Genomic DNA, 22,484 nt, shown 5'->3' with positions numbered 1-22,484 from the left:
GCTACTTGCAGGTGACGGCGACCTCGAAGCTCTTCTTCACCATGCCCGCCATCGGGTTGCTCATGCTCGCACCCTGCGCCTCGCCCGTGACGGTGTAGCGCGAGCCGTCGACCTTGACCTCGGCCTTCCCCACACCCTGGGTGACCGCGAGGGCGGTCCCGTCGAAGACGATGCCGAGCGACTCGACCTTCGGCGGCTTCGCGTCGGTCATCACGATGCCGACGCCCTGCTGGCCGCCGATGGCGGCGCTGCCGATGGTGATCTTGCCGCCGGACTTGACGCAGGTGACGCTCCCGAGGTCCAGGCCGGGCAGGTCCTTGCCGTCGACCTTGACGGTGGCGGCGCCGCCCGTCGTCGCGGACGGGGTCGCGTCCGAGCCGCCGCAGGCGGTCAGGGCGAAGGAGCCGGCGGCGAGAACGGTGACGGCGGCGATCAGCGAACGGTTCATGGCGATGTCCTTTCCTCTGCCGCACCTCGTCTGGTGCGGCGCTGGAACCATCACATCGCCCCGGGCCGGCCTACCGATCACAGCTTTGTCGGCCGCGACGGCGCCGATCAGCCCAGGAGCAGCTTCTTCTGCACCTTGCCCATCGGGTTGCGCGGCAGGTCCGGGGCGAAGCGGATCTCGCGCGGACGCTTGTGCTTCGAGAGGGTCGCGCCGACGAACTCGATCAGCGCGGCGGCGGCAGCGTCGGGGTCCGCGGGCGGCGCACCGTCGGGGACGACGAAGGCGACCAGTCGCTGCCCGAGGTCCTCGTCGGGCAGTCCGACCACGGCGGCCTCACGAACGTCCGGGTGGCCGAGCAGCGCCGCCTCGATCTCGCCGGCGCCGACGCGGAAGCCGCCGGTCTTGATCAAGTCGGTGGAGGCGCGGCCGACGATGCGGTGGAAGCCGGTGGCGTCGATCACCGCGACGTCGCCGGTGTCGAACCAGCCCTCGCCCACCCAGGCCTCGGCGGTGGCGTCGGGCCGGTTCAGGTACTGCGTGCCCACCATCGGGCCGCGGATCTGCAGCGCGCCGATGGACTCGCCGTCGTGCGGGACCGGCTCCCCCGTCTCGGAGAGGATCCGGGACTCGACGCCGGCGATGGGCAGGCCCACCCAGCCGGGGCGACGCTCGCCGTCGACGCGGGCGCTCACGGTGATCAGGGTCTCCGTCATGCCGTAGCGCTCCACGATCTCGTGGCCCGTGAGCTCGCGGATCCGTTCGAAGACGGGGGCGGGCAGGGGCGCGCTTCCCGAAATGAGCAGTCGAGCATCGCGCAGCGCCGCTGCGGATTCCGGATCGCGGGCGATCCGCGACCACACCGTCGGCACCCCGAAGTACATCGTCCCGGCCGCGGCGGCGTAGGCCTCGGGCGTCGGCTTGCCGGTGTGCACCAGCGGGCTGCCGACGCGCAGCGGTCCGAGGACGCCCAGGATCAGCCCGTGGACGTGGAAGAGCGGAAGGCCGTGCACGAGCGTGTCGTTCGCGGTCCAGGCCCACGCTTCCGCGAGGCCGTCGATGCACGCGGCGATCGCCTCCCTGCGGATCGGGACCCCCTTCGGGGCGCCGGTCGTGCCGGAGGTGTACATGATCAGCGCGGTCGCCGCCGCGGGCGGCTCGGGCAGCGCGTGCCAGCCGCGGGCGTGCTCGCGGACGGGGACCGCGGGCAGCCCGTGGGGATCGGCCGGTGTGGCGCCGAGCCAGGCCTGCGCCCACGAATCGGTGAGCACGTGGGCGATCTCGGTACTCCCCGAATCCGGCGGGACGGGAACGACGGGGACGCCGGCACGGATCCCGCCGATGATCGCGATCACGGTGGCGAGCGTCGGCTCCGCCCACACCGCGACCGGACCGCGCACACCCAGGCCGCCGAGCCGCTCCGCGACCGCCGTCGTGGCGCCGATCAGTTCCGTCCGCGAGAGGGTCCGTCCGCCGACGGTGACGGCCGGCGCACCGTCCGAGCCGGGCGGGACGGGGGTCATGGTGTGAGGCAGCAGCATGACCTTCAGCGTAGGCCGAACGCGCGGCCCGTCGGACGCACTCCGGCGGGCCCGCGTGACCAAGCCCACAACCGCACGTCCGGCCGGCGCGCGGACGCGCAGGTGTCGCGACGGTTAACCGGACGATTCGCCCGCGCGCCGGGGCGGAGTGGCAGCGGGGGGACGGCGCGGCCCGCGGCGCGCATTCGCGGCATCGCCGCACCGCTGCGCCACCCCGCCGTCGGCCGTTCGGGAAATCGTGTCGCGCACGCCGGCTCCGAGCCCTCGCACCCGGGGAGCCGCTCGCCCTCGACCTCGGGCGGCGCCGTTCAGATAAGTCGTTAGTTCGCTTAACGTTCTGGTAACACCGGCGGTGACGCAGCTCACGGGAACAACCGAAAGATTGCGCGTAGCTTCAGATTTCAAGACACGAAGGAACCGAACCACCTCGACGGGATCCCTAGGAGTCGTCATGAAACTGTTGGAATGGACGCACAACGCCGACGACGAGCACGGCGTGCACCTCCTCGACCGCGATTCGACCACCGCGTGGCGGTTCGTGAGCTATCGCAGCCTGGCGGCCAGGATCACCGGGGCCGCCGATGGTCTCCGCGAGGTCCTCGCCGAGCGCGGGACCGGCGCCCCCGTCTTCATTCTGGCGGCGCAGCCCCTGCAGTTCCTCACCGCCTTCTACGCCACGCTCGCCGCCGGCGGGGTCCCGTGCCCGTTGGCGACCCCGCTCACCTTCGCCAGTCCCGAGGCGCATCGCGCCCACATCACCGCGCTCGCGGAGCGGATCCTGCCGGGATCGTCGATCGTCGACGACGAGCACCGGCCGGGACTCGAGGCCGCGCTGAGCGGCCGCCACGGCCCGCTCCTGTGCGCATCGGACCTCACCGAGCGCCCGGCCGGCGGCCTCCCCCTGCCGTCCACGGCGCAGGAGGACGAGTCCGCCATCGGCCTGCTGCAGTTCACCTCGGGTTCGAGCGGCACGCCGAAGGGGGTCCGCGTGAGCGTGGCGAACCTCTGGGAGATGACCCGGTCGAATCTCGCCATGCTGGCCGGACCACGAGAACAGGTGGCCGTGACCTGGCTGCCCCACTACCACGACATGGGCCTGATCGGCATGCTGCTCGCCCCGATCACTGCCGGGCACTCGATCCGGCTCATGACGCCCGCGCAGTTCCTGCGCCATCCGCAGACCTGGCTGGAGGCTCTCGGCGCCCCGGGACCACCGACCTACACCGCCGCGCCCAGCTTCGGGTACGGCTACGCCGCCCGGAGGCTCCGGACCCACGAGTTCAGCCCGGAACTCGACCTCGGGCGCTGCGGCGCCGCGATCGTCGCGGCCGAGCGGACCGATCCCCGCGCCCTGCAGCGGTTCCTGGCGTTCGCGCAGCCCCTCGGATTCCAGACGACCGCCTTCGCCTCGGCGTACGGCCTCGCCGAGGCGACGCTCACCGTCACCGCGACCCGTCGAGGACAACCGATCCGCTTCGCCGCGATCGACACCACGCGCACCGGGCTCGGTGAGCCCGTACGGATCACCGCCGAGGGACTGCTCAGCCCCGACCTGGAAACCGCGGACAACGCGGTCTGGGTGGCCTCGTGCGGCACCAGCGCACCGGGAACGGAGGTCTCGATCCGTGCGGAGTCCGGCGATCCGCTGCCTGACGAGCACATCGGCGAGATCCACGTGGCCGGCCCCACGGTGGCACCGGGGTACCACACGGCCAGCCCGGACCGGATCGCCACCCGCATCGCGCCCTCGGGCCGGCTCGGCACCGGCGACATCGGTTTCGTCCACGACGACGAGTTGTACGTCCTGGGGCGCGCCGGCGACAGCGTCAAGATCCGGGGCAAGGCACTGTTCGCCGAGGACGTCGAAGCGGCCGTCCGCAACCGCAGCCCCGCCCCGTCGGGAAAAACTGCCGTACTGCTCGGCGCCCCGGCGGGTGCCCCCGAGATCGTGGTGCTCCTCGAGACCTCGACGACCGAGGATCTGGTCGACGCGGTCGTCGGCGCGATCGATCTCACCGTGCCCGAGCCACTACCCCTGCGCATCCTCGAAGTACCCGCCGGAACGATCCGCAGGACGTCCAGCGGCAAGCCCCGCCGCGCGGTCATGTGGCAGATGCTCCGGTCCGAGAACCCCTTCGACTCCAGAACCGTCTTCCGCCGCGACTGACCCGCAGGCGGCACCGAAAGGCCCACCACCATGCAAGCCCCCACCGCGTACATCAACCACATCACGACCACCGTTCCCGAGCACGACGTGCACGCCGCCTTCGTCGAGTACGCCGTGACGAATCTCGGCGGTTCCCAACGCAGGGTCTTCGAGCGCATGGTGGAGCGGTCCCGCATCGCCCACCGCTGGGCCGGGATGCCCGACCTGCACGCGTTCTACCACGACGACCCCGATTCCGTGGGCCTGCACGAGCGGATCCGCGAGTACCGCAGGCAGTCGATCCCCTTGGCCGACGCCACCGTCGACCGACTCGCCGACGTGGTGCACCTCGACGCGGTGACCCACGTCATCGTCGTCTCGTCGACCGGCTTCTTCACCCCCGGCCTCGACGTCCACCTCATGAAGCGGTACGGGATGTCGCCGGACGTCGAACGGACCGACATCATGTTCATGGGCTGCTACGCCGGCGTCAACGGGCTCCGCGCGGCGCACCACATCGTGCGCTCGGATCCGGCTGCAATGGTGCTGGTCCTCACCCTCGAGATCTGCTCACTGCACCTCAAGCGCTCGGAGTCCCTGGAGGAACTGCTCTCCTACTTGATCTTCAGCGACGGCGCCGCCGCCGCGATCGTCTCCGCCTCCCCCACCGGGATCGCGCTCGACGCCTTCCGGAGCGCGCTGCTGCCGGACAGCGAGGAGCTCATGACCCTCAACGTGGGCGACAAGACGATCCAGATGTTCCTCTCCGGCCAGGTCCCGATCGCGCTGGGCCGGGCGCTCGCCGATCCCGCACTGCAGAAACAGATCCTGGGTGGATCCTCGGTACGCGACGTCACCTGCTGGGCGATCCACCCGGGCGGACGCTCCATCCTCGACGCGGTCGGGGAGAGCCTCGAGCTCACCCCGGACGATCTCGCCGTCTCCCGGAAGGTGCTCGCCGACTACGGGAACATGGCCTCCGCGACCATCCTCTTCGTCCTGGATTCCATTCTCGCCCAGGGACGGACGGTGCGCGACGGGTGCGCCATGGGCTTCGGCCCCGGGCTCGCCGCGGAGACCTTCACCTTCAGCATCCGATGACCACCACGACCTCAGGAAGCCCGCGATGTTCAAGCACACCGTCACGCGAACCCTCTCCGTCTACACGGCTCTCGCCGGCCGGGACGACGACGGCCGGGTCGTCGCCATGGCCGACGCCACCCTCACCCCGCGGACGCTCGACGACAGCGCCGCCATTCTGAGCGCCATCGAATCCTTCTCCCGCACCCGGCTCTTCCTGATGATCATGGGCAGGGCCAAACGCGAGTTCGTCGCCGAGATCGTCGCCCGCAAGAACGCGAGCACCGTCCTCGACATCGGCGCCTACTGCGGATACAGCGCGCTCGGTGTCGCCCAGGCTGCGCCCGCTGCCACCGTGCTCTCGATCGAACCCCACGAGACCTACGGCGACGTCGCCCGCGAGGTCTGGGCCCACGCCGGCGCCACCGCGAAGAACATCGCCCTCCTCCGCGGTCGCCTCGCCGACCCGCCGACCATCGCGGCGATCCGCTCCGAACTGGCGGGCGCCCCGGTCGACGTGGTGCTCCTCGACCATGACAAGGACTGCTACCTCGCCGACCTGCTGACTCTGGTGGCGACGGGGATCGTCGGCACCGGAACGACCGTCGTCGCGGACAACATTCGCTTCCCCGGTGCGCCCGAGTACCGGCGTTTCATGCAGGAGCACGAGGGGATCGACTGGAGGTCGGCGGAGCACCGCCTGCCGCACACCGCGGCGCCAGCGCTGCGCGACGTCGTGCTCGTCTCCGAGTACGTGGCCGGGGAAGGAGACGCGGCATGACCTCCGATCCGGACCTCACGCACGACGTCGCGCTCGACGTCGCGGAGGCGATCCGCCTGAAATCCCCCGTCCGGACGGCCGACGTTGCCGCGGACACCCGCCTGGTCGACGACCTCGGCCTCGACTCCCTGCGCGTGCTCGAACTGCTCATCGATTTCGAGGACCGGTACGGCCTGGCCCCCTTCGCCGAGGGCGAGCTGATGGGCGTCACCACCGTCGGCGCGCTCGTGGCGACGGTTCTCGGCCGGATCCGTCGGACACGACAGGCCGGCGCATGACCTCCGGCGGTGCGGCCGAGCCCCACGCGGTCGTCGTGATCGGCGCCGGCTTCGCGGGGATCACGGCCGCGATCCGCCTGCACGAGGCCGGGATCGAGGACGTGGTGGTCCTGGAACGGGGCGAGAACGTCGGTGGCACCTGGCGCGACGCGCGCTACCCGGGCGCCGCGGTGGACGTGCCCTCGGTGCTCTACAGCCTCAGCTTCGCCCCCAACGCCGAGTGGACGCAGGTCAACGCCGGCCAGGCGGAGATCCTCGAGTACATCACCGCGGTGGTGGCCGGATCGGCCGTCCAGGAGCGGATCCGGCTCCGGTCCGAGGTCGTGGCCTGCGACTACGACGCCCGTCTCCGGTGCTGGGAGACCCGGACCGCAGACGGAACCTGCTGGCGCTCAAGGTTCCTCGTCCACGCGACCGGACTGCTGTCGAACCCGAACACCGACGGCGTTCCCGGGATCGACGGTTTCGGCGGTCCCGTCTTCCACGCCGCGCGCTGGGACCGCGCAGGATTCGAGGAGGTGGCGCGGTCACCGCGCACCATCGGCGTGATCGGAACGGGAGCGAGCGCAGCGCAACTCGTCCCGGAACTGCTCGCGGCGGGTCACCGGCTCGTCGTCTTCCAGCGAACCCCAAGCTGGGTGCTCCCCCGGTTCGATGCGCCGATCCCGGGGAACATCCGGCGCGCCTTCGCCGCCCATCCGTGGGCCCAGCGCGCCGCCCGCGCGCTCTGCTTCCGGACCTGGGAGCTGGTGTCCTACGCGCTGATCGAGCCCACGGCGCTCACCCGGCTGCTCGAGCTGATCGCGTCCGTGCACCTGCGCCGCACCGTGCAGGACCCCGTCCTGCGGCGCAAGCTCACTCCGCGGTACCGGATCGGCTGCAAGCGGCCCCTGTCGTCGAACGACTTCCTCCGGGCCCTCGCGGACGCCGCGTGCACCGTCGTCGACGAGCCGATCGTCGGGTTCGGCCCCGCGTGGGCGATCACCCGCGACGGGCAGGCGCACGAGTTGGACTGCCTCGTGCTCGCGACCGGCTACCGCGCGCTGGACCGGCTCGCCGAGTTCCCCGTCACCGGGCGCGACCGGCGACGCCTCGGCGACGCCGCGCGCACCGACGGCGTCTACCGCAGCGTCGAGGTCCCCGGCTTCCCGAACCTCTTCGTGATGATGGGGCCGGGATCCTTCGGCCACAGCTCCGAGCTGCTGTTCATCGAGGCCCAGGCCGAGTACATCGTGCGCGCCGTCCGCGAGTGCGCGGGCGCCGTCGCCGAGGTCACGCACCGGGCGACGCGGCGGCACGTGGACGCGATGACCGCGGGCCTGCGCCGCACCACGTTCCTCAGCGGCTGCGCATCCTGGTTCCGCCGCGACAGCACCGAGGAGACCCTCGTCTTCCCCGGATCGGCGCGGAGCTACCGGTCGATGCTCTCCCGCTACCACCCGTCCGACCACCACCGCCTCCCACCCGGGCCTCGGTAGCCCGGCTCACCCCGCCCGACCACGCACGGAAGGCACCATCCGCCATGGGATTCGACGCCGCCGAGTACCGCACGCTCGACGCGACCGCGATCGCCGGGCGGGTCGCCGGCGGAGGCCTCGCCGCCGACGCCGTGCTGGCCGCCGCGCTGACCGCGATCGACGATGCCGCGGAGATGAACGCGTTCGCCCGGCGCTACGCACCGCCCGTCACTGCCGACGCACGGGCCGCCCCGCTCCGGTCCGACGCGCCGCTGCGCGCGGTGCCGATCGTGCTCAAGGACCTCGGGGCGAACAGCGCCCGGTTCCCCGCCGGCGACGGCCTGCCGCCGCTCCCGCGCCGGTCCGGGGCCTCGGACTCGGCGCTGTTCTCGCAGCTACTGGCGTCCGGCGCGGTCGTCCTGGGCCGGTCGACCGTGCCCGAACTGGCCGCCGACGTCGCCACCTACAGTCCGGCCCACGGGCCGACCCGCAACCCCTACGACCTGCGCTGTAGTCCGGGCGGTTCGAGCGGCGGCAGCGCAGCGCTCGTGGCGGCCCGGGCGGTACCGATCGCGCACGCGACCGACGCCGCCGGATCCATCCGCGTCCCGGCCGCGCGGTGCGGCCTGGTCGGGCTCAAGCCCACGCGCGGCACGCTCTCCTCCGCACCGGACCCGGCGCCCTTCTGCGGCTTCGCCGAACAGTTCTTCCTCACCCGGACCGCACGGGACTCGCTCCGGCTGCTCAGGGCCTTCTCCCCGCAGTCGGTCGCCGCGGCGCCGAGCGACGGCCGCGGACGTCTCCGCACCGTGGCGGCAGTGGACTCGTCGGCCCTGCCCCGTACGCCCGACGACGCCTGCGCCCGGGCCGCCGCGCACACCGTCGAGACGCTCGCCGCGCTGGGCTACGACGTGCGCGCCGCGCGGGTGCGCCTGCCGGTGCCGTGGACGGAGTACCTGGACGCCTTCGTCGACGTCTGGGCCACCCAGATCCGGCGCACCGTGGACGATCTGGCCGTCGATGATCCGGCGACCGTCCTCAGCGACCGGATCATCGCGATCGACGACTACGGACGCGGGATCCCGGAGCGGCGCTACCTGGACCGCCTCGACCGCCTCGCGGAGATCGGCCGCGACGTGCTGGCCGCGGTGGAGGAGGTCGATGTGGTCGTGAGCCCGGTCACCACCGACCACGCCGTGCCGGCGATCCCGCCCGCCGCGCTCGACGGCGGCCTCTCGGGCCGCGAGCACCTGCTGGCGACGATGCTCGCCTGTCCACTGGTCTCCCTCGCGAACGTCACCGGGACGCCCGCCGTCAGCACACCGTCGCTCCGGGAGGGCCCGCTCGGGCACCCGGTGGGGACCCAGCTGTGGTCGCGCGCGGGATCCGACGCGGACCTGCTCTCCGTGGTGGCCGCGGTGGAGACCGTCGTCCGGTGGGACCGGTGGCGCCCGGACGCTCAGCCGGAGATGCCGGTCCGCTCCACGCCCGCGGCGATCCACCGCTGCGCCACCAGGAAGAACGCCAGGAGCGGTGCGATGGACACGACCGCGGCCGCGAACATCGCGGGCACGTCCACCGACTGGGCCGTGACGTAGCTCGACAGCACCAGCTGCACCGTCCAGGACTGCGGATCCTGCGCGATCACGAGCGGCCACAGGAAGGCGTTCCAGCTCCCGACGAAGGTGATCGTCGCGACGGCGGCCGTCACCGGGCCCGCCCCCGGCAGCGCCACCGCGGCGAAGATCCGGCCCGGCCCGGCACCGTCGAGCAGGGCGGCCTCCTCCAGTTCCCGGGGGAAGCCGAGGAAGTGCTGCCGGAACAGGAAGACCGCCGTCGCCTGGAACAGGCCGGGAATCACCAGCCCGCGCAGCGAGGAGACCCAGCCCAGCGTCGAGACCATGACGAAGGTCGGGACGAAGGTCACGGCCGCGGGGACCAGCAGCGTCGCGAGCACCAGCGCGAAGACCCGGCCCGCGTACGCCACCCGGATGCGGGCGAAGGCATAGCCGGCGGGCAGAGCGACGGCGATCGTCCCCGCGGTCTGCAGGACAGCCACCGTCGTCGACGTGAGCAGGGCCCGGCCGAGCGGCCGGGCATCGTCGGAGAAGATCCGCCGGAAGGCGTCGCCGCCCGGCGCGCGGGGCAGCCAGTCCCCCGTCGCGACGTCCAACGACGTGCCGATCGCGCCCCGCACGAGGAGGTACCCGGGCAGCAGGAAGAGCACCGTCAGCCCCGCCAGCAGCAGGTACCGGCCCGCGCGCACCGCCGCCGCGCCGCTCACCGCGACTCCCTCCGGCGGAGGGCGCCCGTGAGCCGCCCCTGAGCGAGCGCGACGAGCCCGATCAGCACCGTCAGGAGCACCCCGCCCGCGCCGCCGTGCCCGAAGTCCTGGCCGTTGCCGACCGCCACGTAGTACAGGTAGACCAGCGGCGGACGGGCGTACGGCGGATAGCCCTGCGCCGTGGCCATCACCCCGTAGAACTCGTCGAAGGCCTGGAAGGCGTTCACCGTCGCCAACAGCAGCACCGCCACCGAGACCGCCCGGAGCTGTGGAAAGGTGATCCGCGCGAAGACCGTCCACGCGGACGCGCCGTCGAGAGCCGCCGCCTCGTAGAGCTCCCGGGGCACGCGCTGCAGCGCCGCGAGGAACAGGATCATGTAGAAGCCGAGCTGCAACCACAGACGCAGCGTCACCAGGACGAGCCAGTACCAGGGCGGATCGACCACCGACAGCCAGGCGATCGGCTCGGCGCCCACCCCGCGGAGCGCCGCGTTGGCCACCCCCGTCGGCACGCCGGGGAAGATCGCGCCCCGCCAGATCAAGGACGCCGCGACGTAACTGCACGCCACCGGCAGGAAGAAGACCGACCGGAAGAAGGGCTGCAAGCGCCGGACCCCGTTCACCAGGACCGCCAGGGCCAGCGAGCCGGCGAAGGTCAGCGGCACCACGATCGCGGCGAAGACCACGAAGGTGAGCAGACTCGACCGGAACGCGGGATCCCCCAGCATGTCCCGATAGTTGTCGAGCCCCACGAAGTCCGTCGGGGTGACCGTGTTGTGGGCGTCGAACAGGCTGAGCCACACGCTCCAGCCGATCGGCACGACGACGAAGAGCCCGAGTCCGGCCAGGAAGGGCCCCGTCATCACCCAGAACCACAGGTGCGGGGAATCCCGCACGGACGCACGGGTCCGGGCGGGCCGATCCGAGAGGACGGACATCAGTTCGGGAACCGCTCGAGTTCCTTCTCGACCACCGCTGCGACGGCCCTCAGCTCCGTCATCGGATCCGCACCGGCCCGGATCACCCGGTCCAGCGCGTCGCGGTAGGCGGTGGCGCTGCGCGGGGTCCACAGCAGCGGGCTCTGCGGATGCCCGACGGTGTTCACCAGATCGGCGGCCTCGTTGTACAGGCCGGTCGCGAGCTTCGTGGCCTGCGGGATCAGCGACCGGCGCGCGGGGACGTGCAGCCCGTAGCTCTGCGCCCAGTCGAGCTGCAGGTCGGTGCGCTGCACCCACAGCCACTGCACGAACTTCTTCGCCCGGTCCACGTCGCCCGCCGCGTTGACCGCCGCGCCGTAGGCACCGAACGGGACGCTCGTACCACCGTTGCGGCCGATGGCCGGGAAGGGCCGCACGCCGACGTCGTCGCCCAGCGCCGCCCGGATCGCCGGCAGGGCCCACAGCCCCGTCCACTGCATCGCGGTCTGGCCCGCGATGAAGGCACCCGGGTCGGACCAGTCCTGGGGGGCGCCCAGCAGCAGATCGCCCGACGTGAACAGCCCACGCATGACGCGCAGCCCCGCCGCGACCTCCTCGTCGACGAAGCCCGGCCGGCGGTCCGGCGTCAGATAGTCGTGGCCCGCGGACCACAGCAGGACGCCGCCGAGGACATCGGCGCCGCCGCTGTTGCCCAGGAACAGGCCCTTCATCGTGCCCCGCGAGAGCACCTGCGCGGCCGAGACCAGTTCGTCGAGGGTGCGGGGCGGCACGACCCCGGCCTGCTCCAGCAGCGAACGCCGGTAGACCAGCAACTGCATGTCCGTGACCTGTGGGATCCCGTACACCCGGCCGTCGTGGGTCATCCGGTCGAGCAGCGCCGGGGTGAAGTCGGACCGCGCGTCGCCCAGCAGGTCGGTGAGATCGGCGACTTGACCCGCTTCGATCATGTCGATCGTCGGGCCGTTCGCGAACTCGAAGACGTCGGGCCCGTCACCGCTGACCAGCGCGGAGGAGATCTTCTGGTCGAAGTCGCCCGGGAAGGAGTCCACCCGCACACCGTGGCCGGGATACTGGGCTGCATAGCGGGCGAGCGCCTCGGAGGCGCCCTGCTCGCCGTACTGGTGGTACCAGGCACGCAGGTCCCCGCCCCTGCCGCCGCGTCCGGTGTTGTCGCCGCACGCCGCGAGCGTGCCCGCGATGCCCAGGCCGCCCAGGCCCGCCAGCAACGCCCGCCGGGAGACACCATGATCGGACACCGGCTCAGTATCGCAAACCCGGGGCGCCGACGCGGTCCGGGCCGGACGGGCCCGCCTCAGAACAGTGCGGCGGCGAGGTCGCGGCGCGCCTGAACCACGGCGGGGTCAGCCGGGTCGAACAGGTCGAACAGCTCGATCAGGCGGGTGCGCAGCGCGGTGCGGTCGTCGCCGAAGGAGGTTCGAATCGTGGTGATCAGTCTCTCGAAGGCCCGTGCGGGCGTCCCGGCCAGGAGTTCCTCGTCGGCCGCGGCGAGCGCGAGCTCCACCGCCTCCGGTCCCGTCGCGCCCCGGGCGGCGTCCGCCCGCTCGATCGCACCCGGCTCCGCCTTCGTCGCGCGGGCGAAGAAGGCCATCTGCTTGACCGCGGCGGCGGCCTCGGCATCGCCCGGGTTCGCGTGCAGAATCGCCTCGTAGGCCGCGCGGGCGCCCTCGTAGTCCCCCTCACCCGCGAGCTGCTCGGCCGCCTCCCGCCGCGGGTCCGACGGTGCCCCGGCCGCCGCACCGCCGCCACCGAACTCAGGCGGGAGCTGGGCGAGCACATCGTCGAGCCACTGCCGCGCCGCCGGCTCCGGCTGGGCACCGGCGAAGGCGGTGACCGCGCGGCCGCCGGCGACCGCGATCACCATCGGCACCGACTTCGCCCCGAAGGCCTGGGCAACGCCCGGCGCACCGTCGACATCCACTCGCGCCAGCGTCCACCGCCCACCGTCGGCGGCGGCGAGCTTCTCCAGCACCGCGGACATCGCCTGCGACTGCTCGCTGTACGACGCCGCCAGCAGCACAACGACGAGCTGGTCGGCGGATCGGTCGATGACCTCGACGGGGAAGCTCTGATCCGTCACGTCCACGACCCCGGGGCCGGGCGCGCCGCCCGCCGCCCCGGCCTCGCCCGACGGTGCCGGGCGCGCCTGCTGCGCGGCCTTCGCCTCCGCGCGGGCCTTGAGGCCCGAGAGATCGACCGCGCCCGCCATCGCCGCGGCGGTGCGCAGCGCCTGTTCCTGTGCCTGCCTGGATGCGCCTCGAGGTGTCGTCACCCCTCCATCTTGACACGCCCGTTCCGGCCGCCGCCCGCGGCGACCACCGGTGGCGGATCAGTGGAAGCGCTGCTGCTCCGGATCGAAACGCCACGACGCCGGGCCCGGCTCCGGCATGCCCGCCGCCGCGAGCGCGCGCCGTCGCGGCCGGTACCAGCTGGTGAGCGGTACGTCGTCGACGACGTGCACCGCGTCCGGGTACTGGCCGTGCCGGCCGGCGAAGGCGTCGGTGATGTCGTCCGCCGTCAGTTCCGCGTCGCCCCGCAGGGTGACGGCGGCGACCACGCGCGGCGCACCTCCGGGCTCGTCAGCGGGTACCTGGTAGACGACGGCCTGCTCCACCTGTCCGAGCTGCTCGAGCACGTCCGCGACGGGGATCGAGTAGACGGGGCCGCGATCCGTGAGCGCGACCGTCCGGACGTCGTCGACCAGCCAGAAGTCGCCGTCCTCGTCGCGGCGGAAGAGGTGCCCCGTCGAGAACCACGCATCGCCCGGCCGGAAGACGCCCCTCAGGAGCACGTCGAGGTGGGTCACGTCCGGGTCGGCGCGGCCGATGAGCACGCCGACCTCGCCCTGTGCGACCTCCTGCAGGAAGCCGTCGCCGTCCTCGACGAACCGGCCGGTGTCGACGTAGTAGTCCACCAGCGCGACCTCGGCCGTGCCCGGCAGCCGCCGGCCCTTCGCGCCCGGCTTGCCGCCGCGCACCTTGGCGAGCACGATCTCCCCCTCGGTCGAGGCGTAGAACTCGATGACCTGCGCGTCGAAGGCCTCCCCCACGCGCTGGGCGAGCTCCGCCGACATGCCGGAGCCGATGAAGGCACGCACCGGGTGGTAGCGGGGGATCTCGAGGCCGGGGGCGTCGAGCACGGCCCGCATGAGATTCCACGTGTAGCAGACCACGGTCACCCCGTAGCGCTGCACCTCGGCCATGAACCGGTCCGGGTCGAAATCGCGGGTCAGCGCGATGCGCGAGCCGCCTGCGAGCGCACCGCCCAGGCTCGTCATCAGGCCGGAGCTGTGGCTCAGCGGGGTCAGGCAGTACACGGTGTCGCTCTGCGAGAGCCGCGCCGCCGACGCGGTACCGAAGGCCGACAGGGCCCACCGGCCGTTCGTCACGCGCTTGGCCCGAAGCCGCCCGCCCACCTCGGAGAACATCACGAACGCCAGGTCCCGGCCCAGACCGGCATCGGGCCGGTACCAGCGGGGGATCCGCACGTTGTCGGGGTCGACCTGCTCGAGGTCGACCAGTTCCGCGCCGAGGTCCTGCCGAGCGGCACCCGGCCGGTCGCGGCGGTCACCACCGCCGACGACGAAGACGCGCTCCGCGACGGCCACCGCGTCCCGGGCGTGCTCGGGGTCGGTGACGATCGCCGTGGCCTCCCCCAGGCGCAGAGCCGCCGCGTAGTCGGTGCCCGGCGGCAGCAGGACCGCGACCGCGCCGAGCCGGGACAGCGCGGCCATCGCGACCAGCGCGGACGGGCGGGTGTGCATCAGCACGCCGACGTGCTCGCCCTGCCGCACCCCGACCTGGATCAGGCCGCTGACCACGCGGTCGATGCGCTCGTTGACCGCCTGTTTGGTGTGCACCCGGTCCTCGTAGAGGAACAGCTCCCCGTGCGGATCGCTCGCCGCCTGCTCCGCGAGCAGCTTGCCCAGCGAGACGCGGGTGTGCGCCTGCAGTTGACCGAGACGGGCCAACTTGGGCAGGCCGCGGGTGACCTCACGGGCCACGGCGGAGGCGCCGGCCGCGGCGCCCGACGCCGCGTCGAGGACGTCACGGGCGGCGACGAAGCCGACCGTCGCGATCCCGCCCAGCCCCGCGACCAGCGGGTTGACGCCGACCCCGCGGCCGTCGTCGGGCTGCATCTCGTCGACGTTCTCGGGCCGCTCGCCGCTCCCCTCGAGCCAGTGGATCCACTGCGAGACCGTCGGATAGGTGACGCTGCCGGCCTTGCTGCCGACCACGAGACCGAAGTGCCCGGCCGAGACCTGCGCCTCGTAGACCGTCGCCTTGGGGGCGGCCTGCAGGATGCCGCGCACCGCGCTGGGCCGGCCGATCTGGTCGGAGAGGCCGACGAAGGCCAGGACCGGGCTGGTGATCGACGCGAGCGAGACCGCGTCACCATCGATCGCGAAACCTCCGGTGAGCATGCGGTTGTGCACCACGAACTGCTTGAGCAGGTCGGCCACCGCGGGGCCGGCGTAGGCCACCCAGCCGTCGGCCTCGAGGAACCGGCGCTGGTCCTCCCGGGGTAGCAGCGCGTCCCGGTCGTGCAACTGGCGCACGAAATCGAGCCGCGAGCGCACCGCCTTGACCGGGTTTAGCATCTCGAACCCGCGCTGCACCATCCAGCTCGGTAGATAGAAGCGGTTGAAGACGTGGTCGGCCACGAACTCGGCGCCCTTGTTGACCAGGGCGGGCGGCGCGCCGAGGGGCAGGCCGGCGGAGATGTCGACGGGGCTGCCGAAGGTCACCACACTCGCGATCGACCGGGACTGCCGGTACGCCGCCACCTGGTAGCAGAACATGCCGCCCTGCGAGTACCCGCCGATGTGCACGTCGCGCCCGCGCAGCGCCGCCACCTGATCGATCGCCTTGGAGATGGCCACGACGTGGTCCGCGAGGTTGCGTTCGAGGCCGCCCTCCTCGCGGTCGGGCGCGCCGAAGTCGATCACCCACGGGTCGAGGCCCGCCCGGTGCAGCACCGAGACGGCGCCGTTGTTCTGCGTGACGTCGAAGACGTTCGCATCGACCATCATGGGCGGCACCAGCAGGATCACCGGGCGCTCGTCCTGCGCCGGGGGCGGCGCCGCGTCCGCGAAGTAGCGACGCAGCCGGTACATCGGCGAGCGCTCGACCACGGTGAACTGCGACGGTTTCGCGCCGGTCTCGAGGCCGCCCTGGGTGAGCACCTCGAATCCGTTGCGCGCGGTCGCGGCCAGGCGGTTCACCGACGCCTCGAGCGTCCTCCCGCCGGGCAGCCCGCCCAGGATGTCCACCATGTGTGCCCCACCTCTCCTTCGCGCCGGTCAGCGCATCAACGTACCTGTAGGCGGGGCGCCATGCCGGATTAACCGCCGATCGCGTCGGCCGGCTCGTCCGCGCGCGCCGCGACCGCCGGCGCGTCGAGCTTGCCCGCGCGCTGCGCCCAGACCTCGAAGACCACCGAGCAGAACGGCAGCACCGAGGCGGCCAAGCCGAGGACCACGGTCTTGACGTCCCAGGCGCGCACCCGCGCCACCGCGAGCGTGAGGACGACCAGCGCGATGAAGACGATGCCGTGGGTCATGCCCGGCACCCGGACCGCGGTGACGTCTCCGCCGACCCACTTGCCGTACATGCCGATCAGCAGCCACACCCAGGTGAGCGCCTCGACGAAGGCGACGACCTTGAAGGCGGTGACGATCTTGGACGCGAGGGATTCGTTCATGCTCTTCTCTACTTCCCGGGGACGGTGATGATCAGCGCGTCGCCCTGGCCGCCCGCGCCGCACAGGCCGGCGGCGCCGATGCCGCCGCCGCGACGGGCGAGCTCGAGGGCGAGGTGCAGGACGATGCGGGCGCCGGACGCGCCGAGCGGGTGACCGATGGCGATCGCGCCACCGTCGACGTTGACCTTCTCGGCGTCGACACCGAGGTCCGCGGTGGAGGCGAGGCCGACGGCCGCGAAGGCCTCGTTGATCTCGAGCAGGTCGAGGTCGGCGGGCGTGATGCCCTGCTTCTCGCAGGCCTTCTTAATGGCGTTGGAGGGCTGGTGCTGCAACGAGGAGTCCGGGCCGGCGACGACGCCGTGCGCGCCGATCTCGGCGAGGTAGTCCAGGCCCAGCTCCTGGGCCTTGCTCTTGCGCATCACGACGACGGCGACGGCACCGTCGGTGAGCTGCGAGGCGTTGCCGGCGGTGATGCTGCCGTCCTTGGCGAAGGCCGGGCGCAGCTTGGCGAGGGACTCGGCGGTGGTGTCGCCGCGGACGCCCTCGTCCTCCGTGACGCGGATCGGCTCGCCGCGGCGCTGCGGGATCTCGACGGGGACGACCTCGTCGGCGAACTTGCCGGCGGCCCACGCCTCGGCGGCCTTGCGGTGCGAGGCCGCGGCGAAGGCGTCCTGCTCCTCGCGGGAGTAGGTGACCGTGTCGGTGGTGTTGAGCTGCTCGGTGAGGCCGCCCATGGGCTGGTCGGTGAAGACGTCGTGCAGCCCGTCGTAGGCGGTGTGGTCGAGCATCTCGACGCTGCCGTACTTGTGGCCCTCGCGGCTGCCCTTGAGGATGTGCGGCGCCTGCGTCATCGACTCCTGGCCGCCGGCGACGACGACCTCGTACTCACCGGCGCGGATCAGCTGATCCGCGAGGGCGATGGCGTTGATGCCCGACAGGCACATCTTGTTGATCGTGAGAGTGGGCACATCCCACGGGACGCCACCCGCGATCGCGGCCTGGCGGGCGGGCATCTGCCCGGCACCGGCGGTGAGCACCTGGCCCATGATCACGTAGTCGATCGCCTGCGGGTCCACTCCGCTCTTCTCCAGCGCGCCGCGGATGGCGACCGCGCCCAGGTCCGTACCGGACAGCGACTTGAGCGAGCCGAGCAGCTTGCCGAAGGGCGTCCGAGCGCCGGCGACGATGACCGTCGGATCGTTACTGGGATCCTGATGAGATGCGGACGGAGCCACTTAGTTCCTCCTCGTGGGCATGGGTCTTCCACCTCAAAGCTACATTCGAGGTATGACAGAGAGCCAATCGCTTCCCGCCGAGCACACCGCCCCGTCCGCGCACGCGGTCCCCGCCGAATACCTGCTGGGCATCGACCACGTGGGTGTCGCAGTGTCCGATTTCGATGCGGCCCTTGACTGGTACGCCCGCGTCCTCGGCATGGTGTGCACCCACGAGGAGATCAACGAGGCGCAGGGCGTCCGCGAGGGCATGCTCTCCCCCGCCTCGCTCCTGGCCGGCGGCGGCGCACCGTCGAGCGCGGCCCAGCTGCAGGTGCTCGCGCCCCTGACCCCCGAGTCGACCATCGCGAAGTTCCTCGACCGCAACGGCCCGGGCATGCAGCAGCTCGCCTACCGGGTCTCCGACCTCGAGGCCGTCACGGAGCACCTGCGGGAGCAGGGCGTGCGCCTGCTCTACGACGCCCCGCGCAGCGGCACCGCGGGATCGCGGATCAACTTCCTGCACCCGAAGGACGCCGGCGGCATCCTGGTCGAACTGGTCGAACCCGCCTCCTGACCGGCACGGCTCCCGAATCGGACCTTGTACCAGAGCTGACGCCGCCCACCCGGACTATCCACGTACCATCGGAGCATGGCGAATTCGGACAACGTATCGGGTGGCCCGGCGCCCGCACCGTTCGCGGTGGTCCTGCGCGGGTACGACCGGGAGCAGGTCAGCGCGCAGTTCCACCGGTACCAGGCCGAACTGCGAGTTCTCGCCGCGGACCGCGATGCGGCATCCGCGCACGCCCGTGAGCTGACGGACCTGCTCGACGAGGCGCAGGACGAGATCGACAACCTGCGCCGCGAGGTCGACCGCCTGAGCGTCCCGCCCACCAGCGCGGAGGGCATGAGCGACCGGATCGCCCGCATGATGCGGCTCGCATCGGACGAGGCCTCGGAGATCCGGGCGGCCGCCGAGAGCGAGTCCGCCGAGATGCGCTCCCTGGCGCGCCAGGAGGCGGAGGCGACCCGTCGGGAGGCCGACCGGCTCCGCGCCGACATGGCCGCCCGTCGGGAGGCCATGGAGCGCGAGCACGAGAAGACGATGACGCAGGCGCACGAGGAGGCCGAGCGGATCCGGGCGGAGGCTCAGGCCGAGGCGGACAGGCTCGCCCAGTCGGCCGCGGACAACCGCGAGCGGGTCCAGAACGACTTCGACATGGCGATGTCGATGCGGCGCGACAAGGCGATCCGCACCATCACCGAGCTCGAAGAGGCATCGAAGAACGAGGCGCGCGAGCGCATCGATTCGGCGAACGAGCGGGCGGAGCAGACGCTCAACACCGCGAACGCCACCGCAGAGCAGAAGCTCGAGGACACGAACACCCGCATCGCGACCCAGGTGGCGAACGCCCGGCGGATCACCGAGGACATGCAGGCCCTGCGTGCATCCATCCTGGATCAGCTCGAGACGGTCCGCCGCCAGCTCTCGCTGGTGCCGGAGGCGCTCGCGACCGGCGACGACGAGTCCGAGGTCGTCGACAAGCGCATCGATCCGGCGCCGTACACCTCCGCTCCCGCGCCCCGGGCCGAGCACCTCACCGACGACGGCCCGACCGCCGCGCAGCGGGCCGAACAGGTCCTGGGCTCGAACGACTTCGCCTCCGCCGACACCGTCGCCATCACGACGGGGCCCGGCCGCCCCGCTCCCTCCTCGACGCCGCCCGAGGACACCACCGCGACGCAGGACACCGTCGCGATCGAGACCGTCAAGCGGTAGTCACCGCGCCCGCCGGCCGGCCTCCCGCGCCCAGCATCCGCTGTGCCAGTGTCGCCGGTCGGCCACGCCGCCGCTCTCCGCGGAGGGCCACACCACCTTGTGCGCCGTTCCCGACGGGATCACCTGGTGGCAACCGGGGCAGCGGTAGTCCTTCACCGCGCCCGCGCCCGTGACGGTGCGCACCTGGAAGGCCCCGTCGCCCAACTCCACGCGAGAGCCGAAGCCCCCGGCGCTGAGCGGACGGTGCCCGTCCCGCGCCGCCGCGCGTTTCCGGGAGACGGGCCTGCGGCCCATCAGAAGAGTTTGTACGACGTGTCTTCGGTGCCGCGCAGCACGTCGTAGTCGACGGTGACGCACCGGATGCCCCGGTCCTCGGCGAGGGTACGGGCCTGGGGCTTGACCTGCTGGGCCGCGAGGATGCCCGTCACGGGCGCGATCAGCGGATCCCGGTTCAGGAGCTCGAGGTAGCGGGTGAGCTGCTCGACGCCGTCGATCTCGGCGCGGCGCTTGACCTCCACCGCGACGGTGCCGCCGTCCGCGTCCCGGCAGAGCAGGTCGACGGGGCCGATGGCCGTCATGTACTCGCGCCGGATGAGCGTGAAGCCCTCCCCGAACGTGTGGGTGTGTTCCGCTAGGAGCTCCTGCAGATGCGCCTCCACGCCGTCCTTGACGAGGCCCGGGTCGACGCCCAGGTCGTGGCTGCTGTCGTGTTCGACCTCGCCGATGAGGATCCGGAGCTGCTCGTCGGTCTTGTTGCGAACGATCCACAACTGATGCCCTTCGGGGAGCCCCTCGGTCTCGCTCTCCGACGGTGCCGTCTCGAGCCAGCACGGCGGGCTCATCCAGTTCAGGGGCTTGTAGGCACGGTCATCCGCGTGGATGCTGACGGAACCGTCGGCCTTCACCAGGATGAGGCGCCGGGCCATGGGGAGATGGGCGGTCAGCCGGCCCACGTAGTCGACCTGGCATTCGGCAATCACGACACGCACGCACTCCACCTTACGGCACCGGTTCGACGGTGCCGGCCGGGCCGGCTGCCGGGCTCGGTGGCTGGGCGGTGCGACGGGTGTTTGCCTGTACCCGGATACAGAGAAGGCCCCCGTGCCGGGAGCACACTCTGTGTGTGCTCACCGGCCTCGGGGGCCTTCATCCTGTATCTAATTGTAGTCCGGCGGTGTCCTACTCTCCCACACCCTCACGAGTGCAGTACCATCGGCGCTGGAGGGCTTAGCTTCCGGGTTCGGAATGGAGCCGGGCGTTTCCCCTCCGCTATGGCCGCCGTAACACTGCGAAACAACCACACAGTGGTGTGTTGTCTCAGACATTGCATAGTGGACGCGAACCAGCAGCAAGCTGGTTTCTGTAGTATGTTACACGCTTGTTCGTTGCGCAAACACCCTGCTTGGGGTGTTCGTTTTGGCGAATGTTATGTGTGTGGTAAGCCCTCGACCGATTAGTACCAGTCACCTACACGCATTACTGCGCTTCCAGTTCTGGCCTATCAACCCCATAGTCTGTAGGGGGTCTTACCCACTCAAGGTGGTGAGAAACCTAATCTTGGAACAGGCTTCCCGCTTAGATGCTTTCAGCGGTTATCCCTTCCGAACGTAGCCAACCAGCCGTGCTCCTGGTGGAACAACTGGCACACCAGAGGTTCGTCCGTCCCGGTCCTCTCGTACTAGGGACAGCCTTCCTCAAGTTTCTAACGCGCGCGGCGGATAGAGACCGAACTGTCTCACGACGTTCTAAACCCAGCTCGCGTGCCGCTTTAATGGGCGAACAGCCCAACCCTTGGGACCTACTCCAGCCCCAGGATGCGACGAGCCGACATCGAGGTGCCAAACCATCCCGTCGATATGGACTCTTGGGGAAGATCAGCCTGTTATCCCCGGGGTACCTTTTATCCGTTGAGCGACACCGCTTCCACTTGCCGGTGCCGGATCACTAGTCCCGACTTTCGTCCCTGCTCGACCTGTCAGTCTCACAGTCAAGCTCCCTTGTGCACTTGCACTCAACACCTGATTGCCAACCAGGCTGAGGGAACCTTTGGGCGCCTCCGTTACATTTTGGGAGGCAACCGCCCCAGTTAAACTACCCACCAGGCACTGTCCCTGAACCAGATCATGGTCCGAGGTTAAGGTATCCAATACGATCAGAGTGGTATTTCAACAACGACTCCACGAACACTGGCGTGCCCACTTCACAGTCTCCCACCTATCCTACACAAACCGAACCGAACACCAATACCAAGCTATAGTGAAGGTCCCGGGGTCTTTTCGTCCTGCCGCGCGTAACGAGCATCTTTACTCGTACTGCAATTTCGCCGAGTCTGTGGTTGAGACAGCAGAGAAGTCGTTACGCCATTCGTGCAGGTCGGAACTTACCCGACAAGGAATTTCGCTACCTTAGGATGGTTATAGTTACCACCGCCGTTTACTGGGGCTTAAATTCTCAGCTTCGCCTTACGGCTAACCGGTCCTCTTAACCTTCCAGCACCGGGCAGGCGTCAGTCCATATACATCGTCTTACGACTTCGCATGGACCTGTGTTTTTAGTAAACAGTCGCTTCTCTCTGGTCTCTGCGACCCCCCACAGCTCACGGAGCAAGTCCGGTCACCATGCGAGGTCCCCCTTCTCCCGAAGTTACGGGGGCATTTTGCCGAGTTCCTTAACCACAGTTCTCTCGATCTCCTTGGTATTCTCTACCTGACCACCTGTGTTGGTTTGGGGTACGGGCCACATCAGATCTCGCTAGAGGCTTTTCTCGGCAGCATAGGATCATGGAATTCACCGCAACGGCTACGCATCACCTCTCA

Annotated in this window: 18 protein-coding genes, 2 rRNA genes and 1 pseudogene; 8 read left to right on the top strand and 13 right to left on the bottom strand. The window is 70.9% G+C overall.

The genetic code is table 11. From position 1 onward, the window contains the following. Position 1: 1 nt before the first annotated feature. Together AC21LY_RS10805 and AC21LY_RS10800 are read right to left on the bottom strand one after the other, a co-directional pair. Positions 2 to 448, bottom strand: a complete 447-nt coding sequence (locus AC21LY_RS10805) for a lipoprotein LpqH (RefSeq protein WP_489046473.1) — start codon at positions 446 to 448, stop codon at positions 2 to 4. A 107-nt stretch (positions 449 to 555) separates the two neighbouring features. Beyond that, on the bottom strand, positions 556 to 1,986 hold the full coding sequence (locus tag AC21LY_RS10800) for an acyl-CoA synthetase (protein ID WP_489046472.1): 1,431 nt from the start codon (positions 1,984 to 1,986) through the stop codon (positions 556 to 558). A 451-nt stretch (positions 1,987 to 2,437) separates the two neighbouring features. Between AC21LY_RS10800 and AC21LY_RS10795 the strand changes: the two genes are divergently transcribed. The 6 genes and pseudogenes from AC21LY_RS10795 to AC21LY_RS10770 form a co-directional block, all read left to right on the top strand. Further along, positions 2,438 to 4,153 carry an AMP-binding protein gene (locus AC21LY_RS10795; RefSeq protein ID WP_489046471.1) on the top strand — a complete coding sequence of 572 codons (1,716 nt, stop codon included), beginning with the start codon at positions 2,438 to 2,440 and terminating at the stop codon, positions 4,151 to 4,153. A gap of 30 nt (positions 4,154 to 4,183) precedes the next feature. Then, the gene (locus AC21LY_RS10790) at positions 4,184 to 5,233 is read left to right on the top strand and encodes a type III polyketide synthase (protein ID WP_489046470.1); all 1,050 of its coding nucleotides are present in this window, start codon (positions 4,184 to 4,186) and stop codon (positions 5,231 to 5,233) included. 25 nt (positions 5,234 to 5,258) lie between these two features. Beyond that, positions 5,259 to 5,993 (top strand): O-methyltransferase, encoded by a 735-nt coding sequence (locus AC21LY_RS10785; protein WP_489046469.1) that lies wholly within the window; start codon positions 5,259 to 5,261, stop codon positions 5,991 to 5,993. After that, entirely contained in the window at positions 5,990 to 6,271 is a 282-nt protein-coding gene (locus tag AC21LY_RS10780) for an acyl carrier protein (RefSeq protein WP_489046468.1), read from the top strand. Before AC21LY_RS10785 ends, AC21LY_RS10780 begins: the two co-directional genes overlap by 4 nt. Next, positions 6,268 to 7,749: a flavin-containing monooxygenase gene (locus AC21LY_RS10775; RefSeq protein WP_489046467.1), complete on the top strand. Its 1,482-nt coding sequence runs from the start codon at positions 6,268 to 6,270 to the stop codon at positions 7,747 to 7,749. The genes AC21LY_RS10780 and AC21LY_RS10775 overlap by 4 nt, the downstream gene beginning before the upstream one ends. A 44-nt stretch (positions 7,750 to 7,793) precedes the next feature. Next, positions 7,794 to 9,119: pseudogene (locus tag AC21LY_RS10770) on the top strand (amidase family protein); the annotation flags it as partial. Between the two features lie 68 nt (positions 9,120 to 9,187). On the opposite strand, the gene AC21LY_RS10765 reads toward AC21LY_RS10770, so the two are convergent. The 7 genes from AC21LY_RS10765 to AC21LY_RS10735 form a co-directional block, all read right to left on the bottom strand. Further along, on the bottom strand, positions 9,188 to 10,012 hold the full coding sequence (locus AC21LY_RS10765) for a carbohydrate ABC transporter permease (RefSeq protein ID WP_489046466.1): 825 nt from the start codon (positions 10,010 to 10,012) through the stop codon (positions 9,188 to 9,190). Then, entirely contained in the window at positions 10,009 to 10,950 is a 942-nt protein-coding gene (locus AC21LY_RS10760) for a carbohydrate ABC transporter permease (protein ID WP_489046465.1), read from the bottom strand. Before AC21LY_RS10760 ends, AC21LY_RS10765 begins: the two co-directional genes overlap by 4 nt. After that, a complete protein-coding gene (locus tag AC21LY_RS10755) occupies positions 10,950 to 12,206 on the bottom strand; it encodes an ABC transporter substrate-binding protein (RefSeq protein ID WP_489046464.1) in 1,257 nt (418 codons plus the stop codon). Before AC21LY_RS10755 ends, AC21LY_RS10760 begins: the two co-directional genes overlap by 1 nt. 56 nt (positions 12,207 to 12,262) lie before the next feature. Beyond that, positions 12,263 to 13,240 (bottom strand): tetratricopeptide repeat protein, encoded by a 978-nt coding sequence (locus AC21LY_RS10750; RefSeq protein ID WP_489046463.1) that lies wholly within the window; start codon positions 13,238 to 13,240, stop codon positions 12,263 to 12,265. 57 nt (positions 13,241 to 13,297) lie between these two features. Further along, positions 13,298 to 16,243, bottom strand: a complete 2,946-nt coding sequence (locus AC21LY_RS10745) for an alpha/beta fold hydrolase (RefSeq protein ID WP_489046462.1) — start codon at positions 16,241 to 16,243, stop codon at positions 13,298 to 13,300. A gap of 68 nt (positions 16,244 to 16,311) precedes the next feature. Beyond that, positions 16,312 to 16,671 carry a DUF3817 domain-containing protein gene (locus AC21LY_RS10740; protein WP_489046461.1) on the bottom strand — a complete coding sequence of 120 codons (360 nt, stop codon included), beginning with the start codon at positions 16,669 to 16,671 and terminating at the stop codon, positions 16,312 to 16,314. A gap of 8 nt (positions 16,672 to 16,679) precedes the next feature. Next, entirely contained in the window at positions 16,680 to 17,906 is a 1,227-nt protein-coding gene (locus AC21LY_RS10735) for an acetyl-CoA C-acetyltransferase (RefSeq protein WP_489046460.1), read from the bottom strand. A gap of 52 nt (positions 17,907 to 17,958) precedes the next feature. Between AC21LY_RS10735 and mce the strand changes: the two genes are divergently transcribed. Beyond that, positions 17,959 to 18,462, top strand: coding sequence for a methylmalonyl-CoA epimerase (gene mce, locus AC21LY_RS10730; RefSeq protein WP_489046459.1), 504 nt, complete (start codon positions 17,959 to 17,961; stop codon positions 18,460 to 18,462). A 75-nt stretch (positions 18,463 to 18,537) separates the two neighbouring features. Beyond that, entirely contained in the window at positions 18,538 to 19,668 is a 1,131-nt protein-coding gene (locus tag AC21LY_RS10725; protein WP_489046458.1) for a hypothetical protein, read from the top strand. Here the strand turns inward: AC21LY_RS10725 and AC21LY_RS10720 are convergent, their stop codons facing one another. The 4 genes from AC21LY_RS10720 to AC21LY_RS10705 form a co-directional block, all read right to left on the bottom strand. After that, entirely contained in the window at positions 19,669 to 19,962 is a 294-nt protein-coding gene (locus AC21LY_RS10720) for a hypothetical protein (protein WP_489046457.1), read from the bottom strand. It lies immediately after the preceding gene. Further along, positions 19,962 to 20,657, bottom strand: a complete 696-nt coding sequence (gene nucS, locus AC21LY_RS10715; RefSeq protein ID WP_489046456.1) for an endonuclease NucS — start codon at positions 20,655 to 20,657, stop codon at positions 19,962 to 19,964. The genes AC21LY_RS10720 and nucS overlap by 1 nt, the downstream gene beginning before the upstream one ends. Positions 20,658 to 20,834: 177 nt before the next feature. Next, positions 20,835 to 20,951 (bottom strand): 5S ribosomal RNA (gene rrf / locus AC21LY_RS10710). A 150-nt stretch (positions 20,952 to 21,101) separates the two neighbouring features. Continuing rightward, positions 21,102 to 22,484: ribosomal RNA gene (locus AC21LY_RS10705) — 23S ribosomal RNA — on the bottom strand; the annotation flags it as partial.

This window comes from Tsukamurella sp. II2bb (genome assembly GCF_057815145.1).
This window is presented reverse-complemented; position numbering and strand designations above follow the sequence as displayed.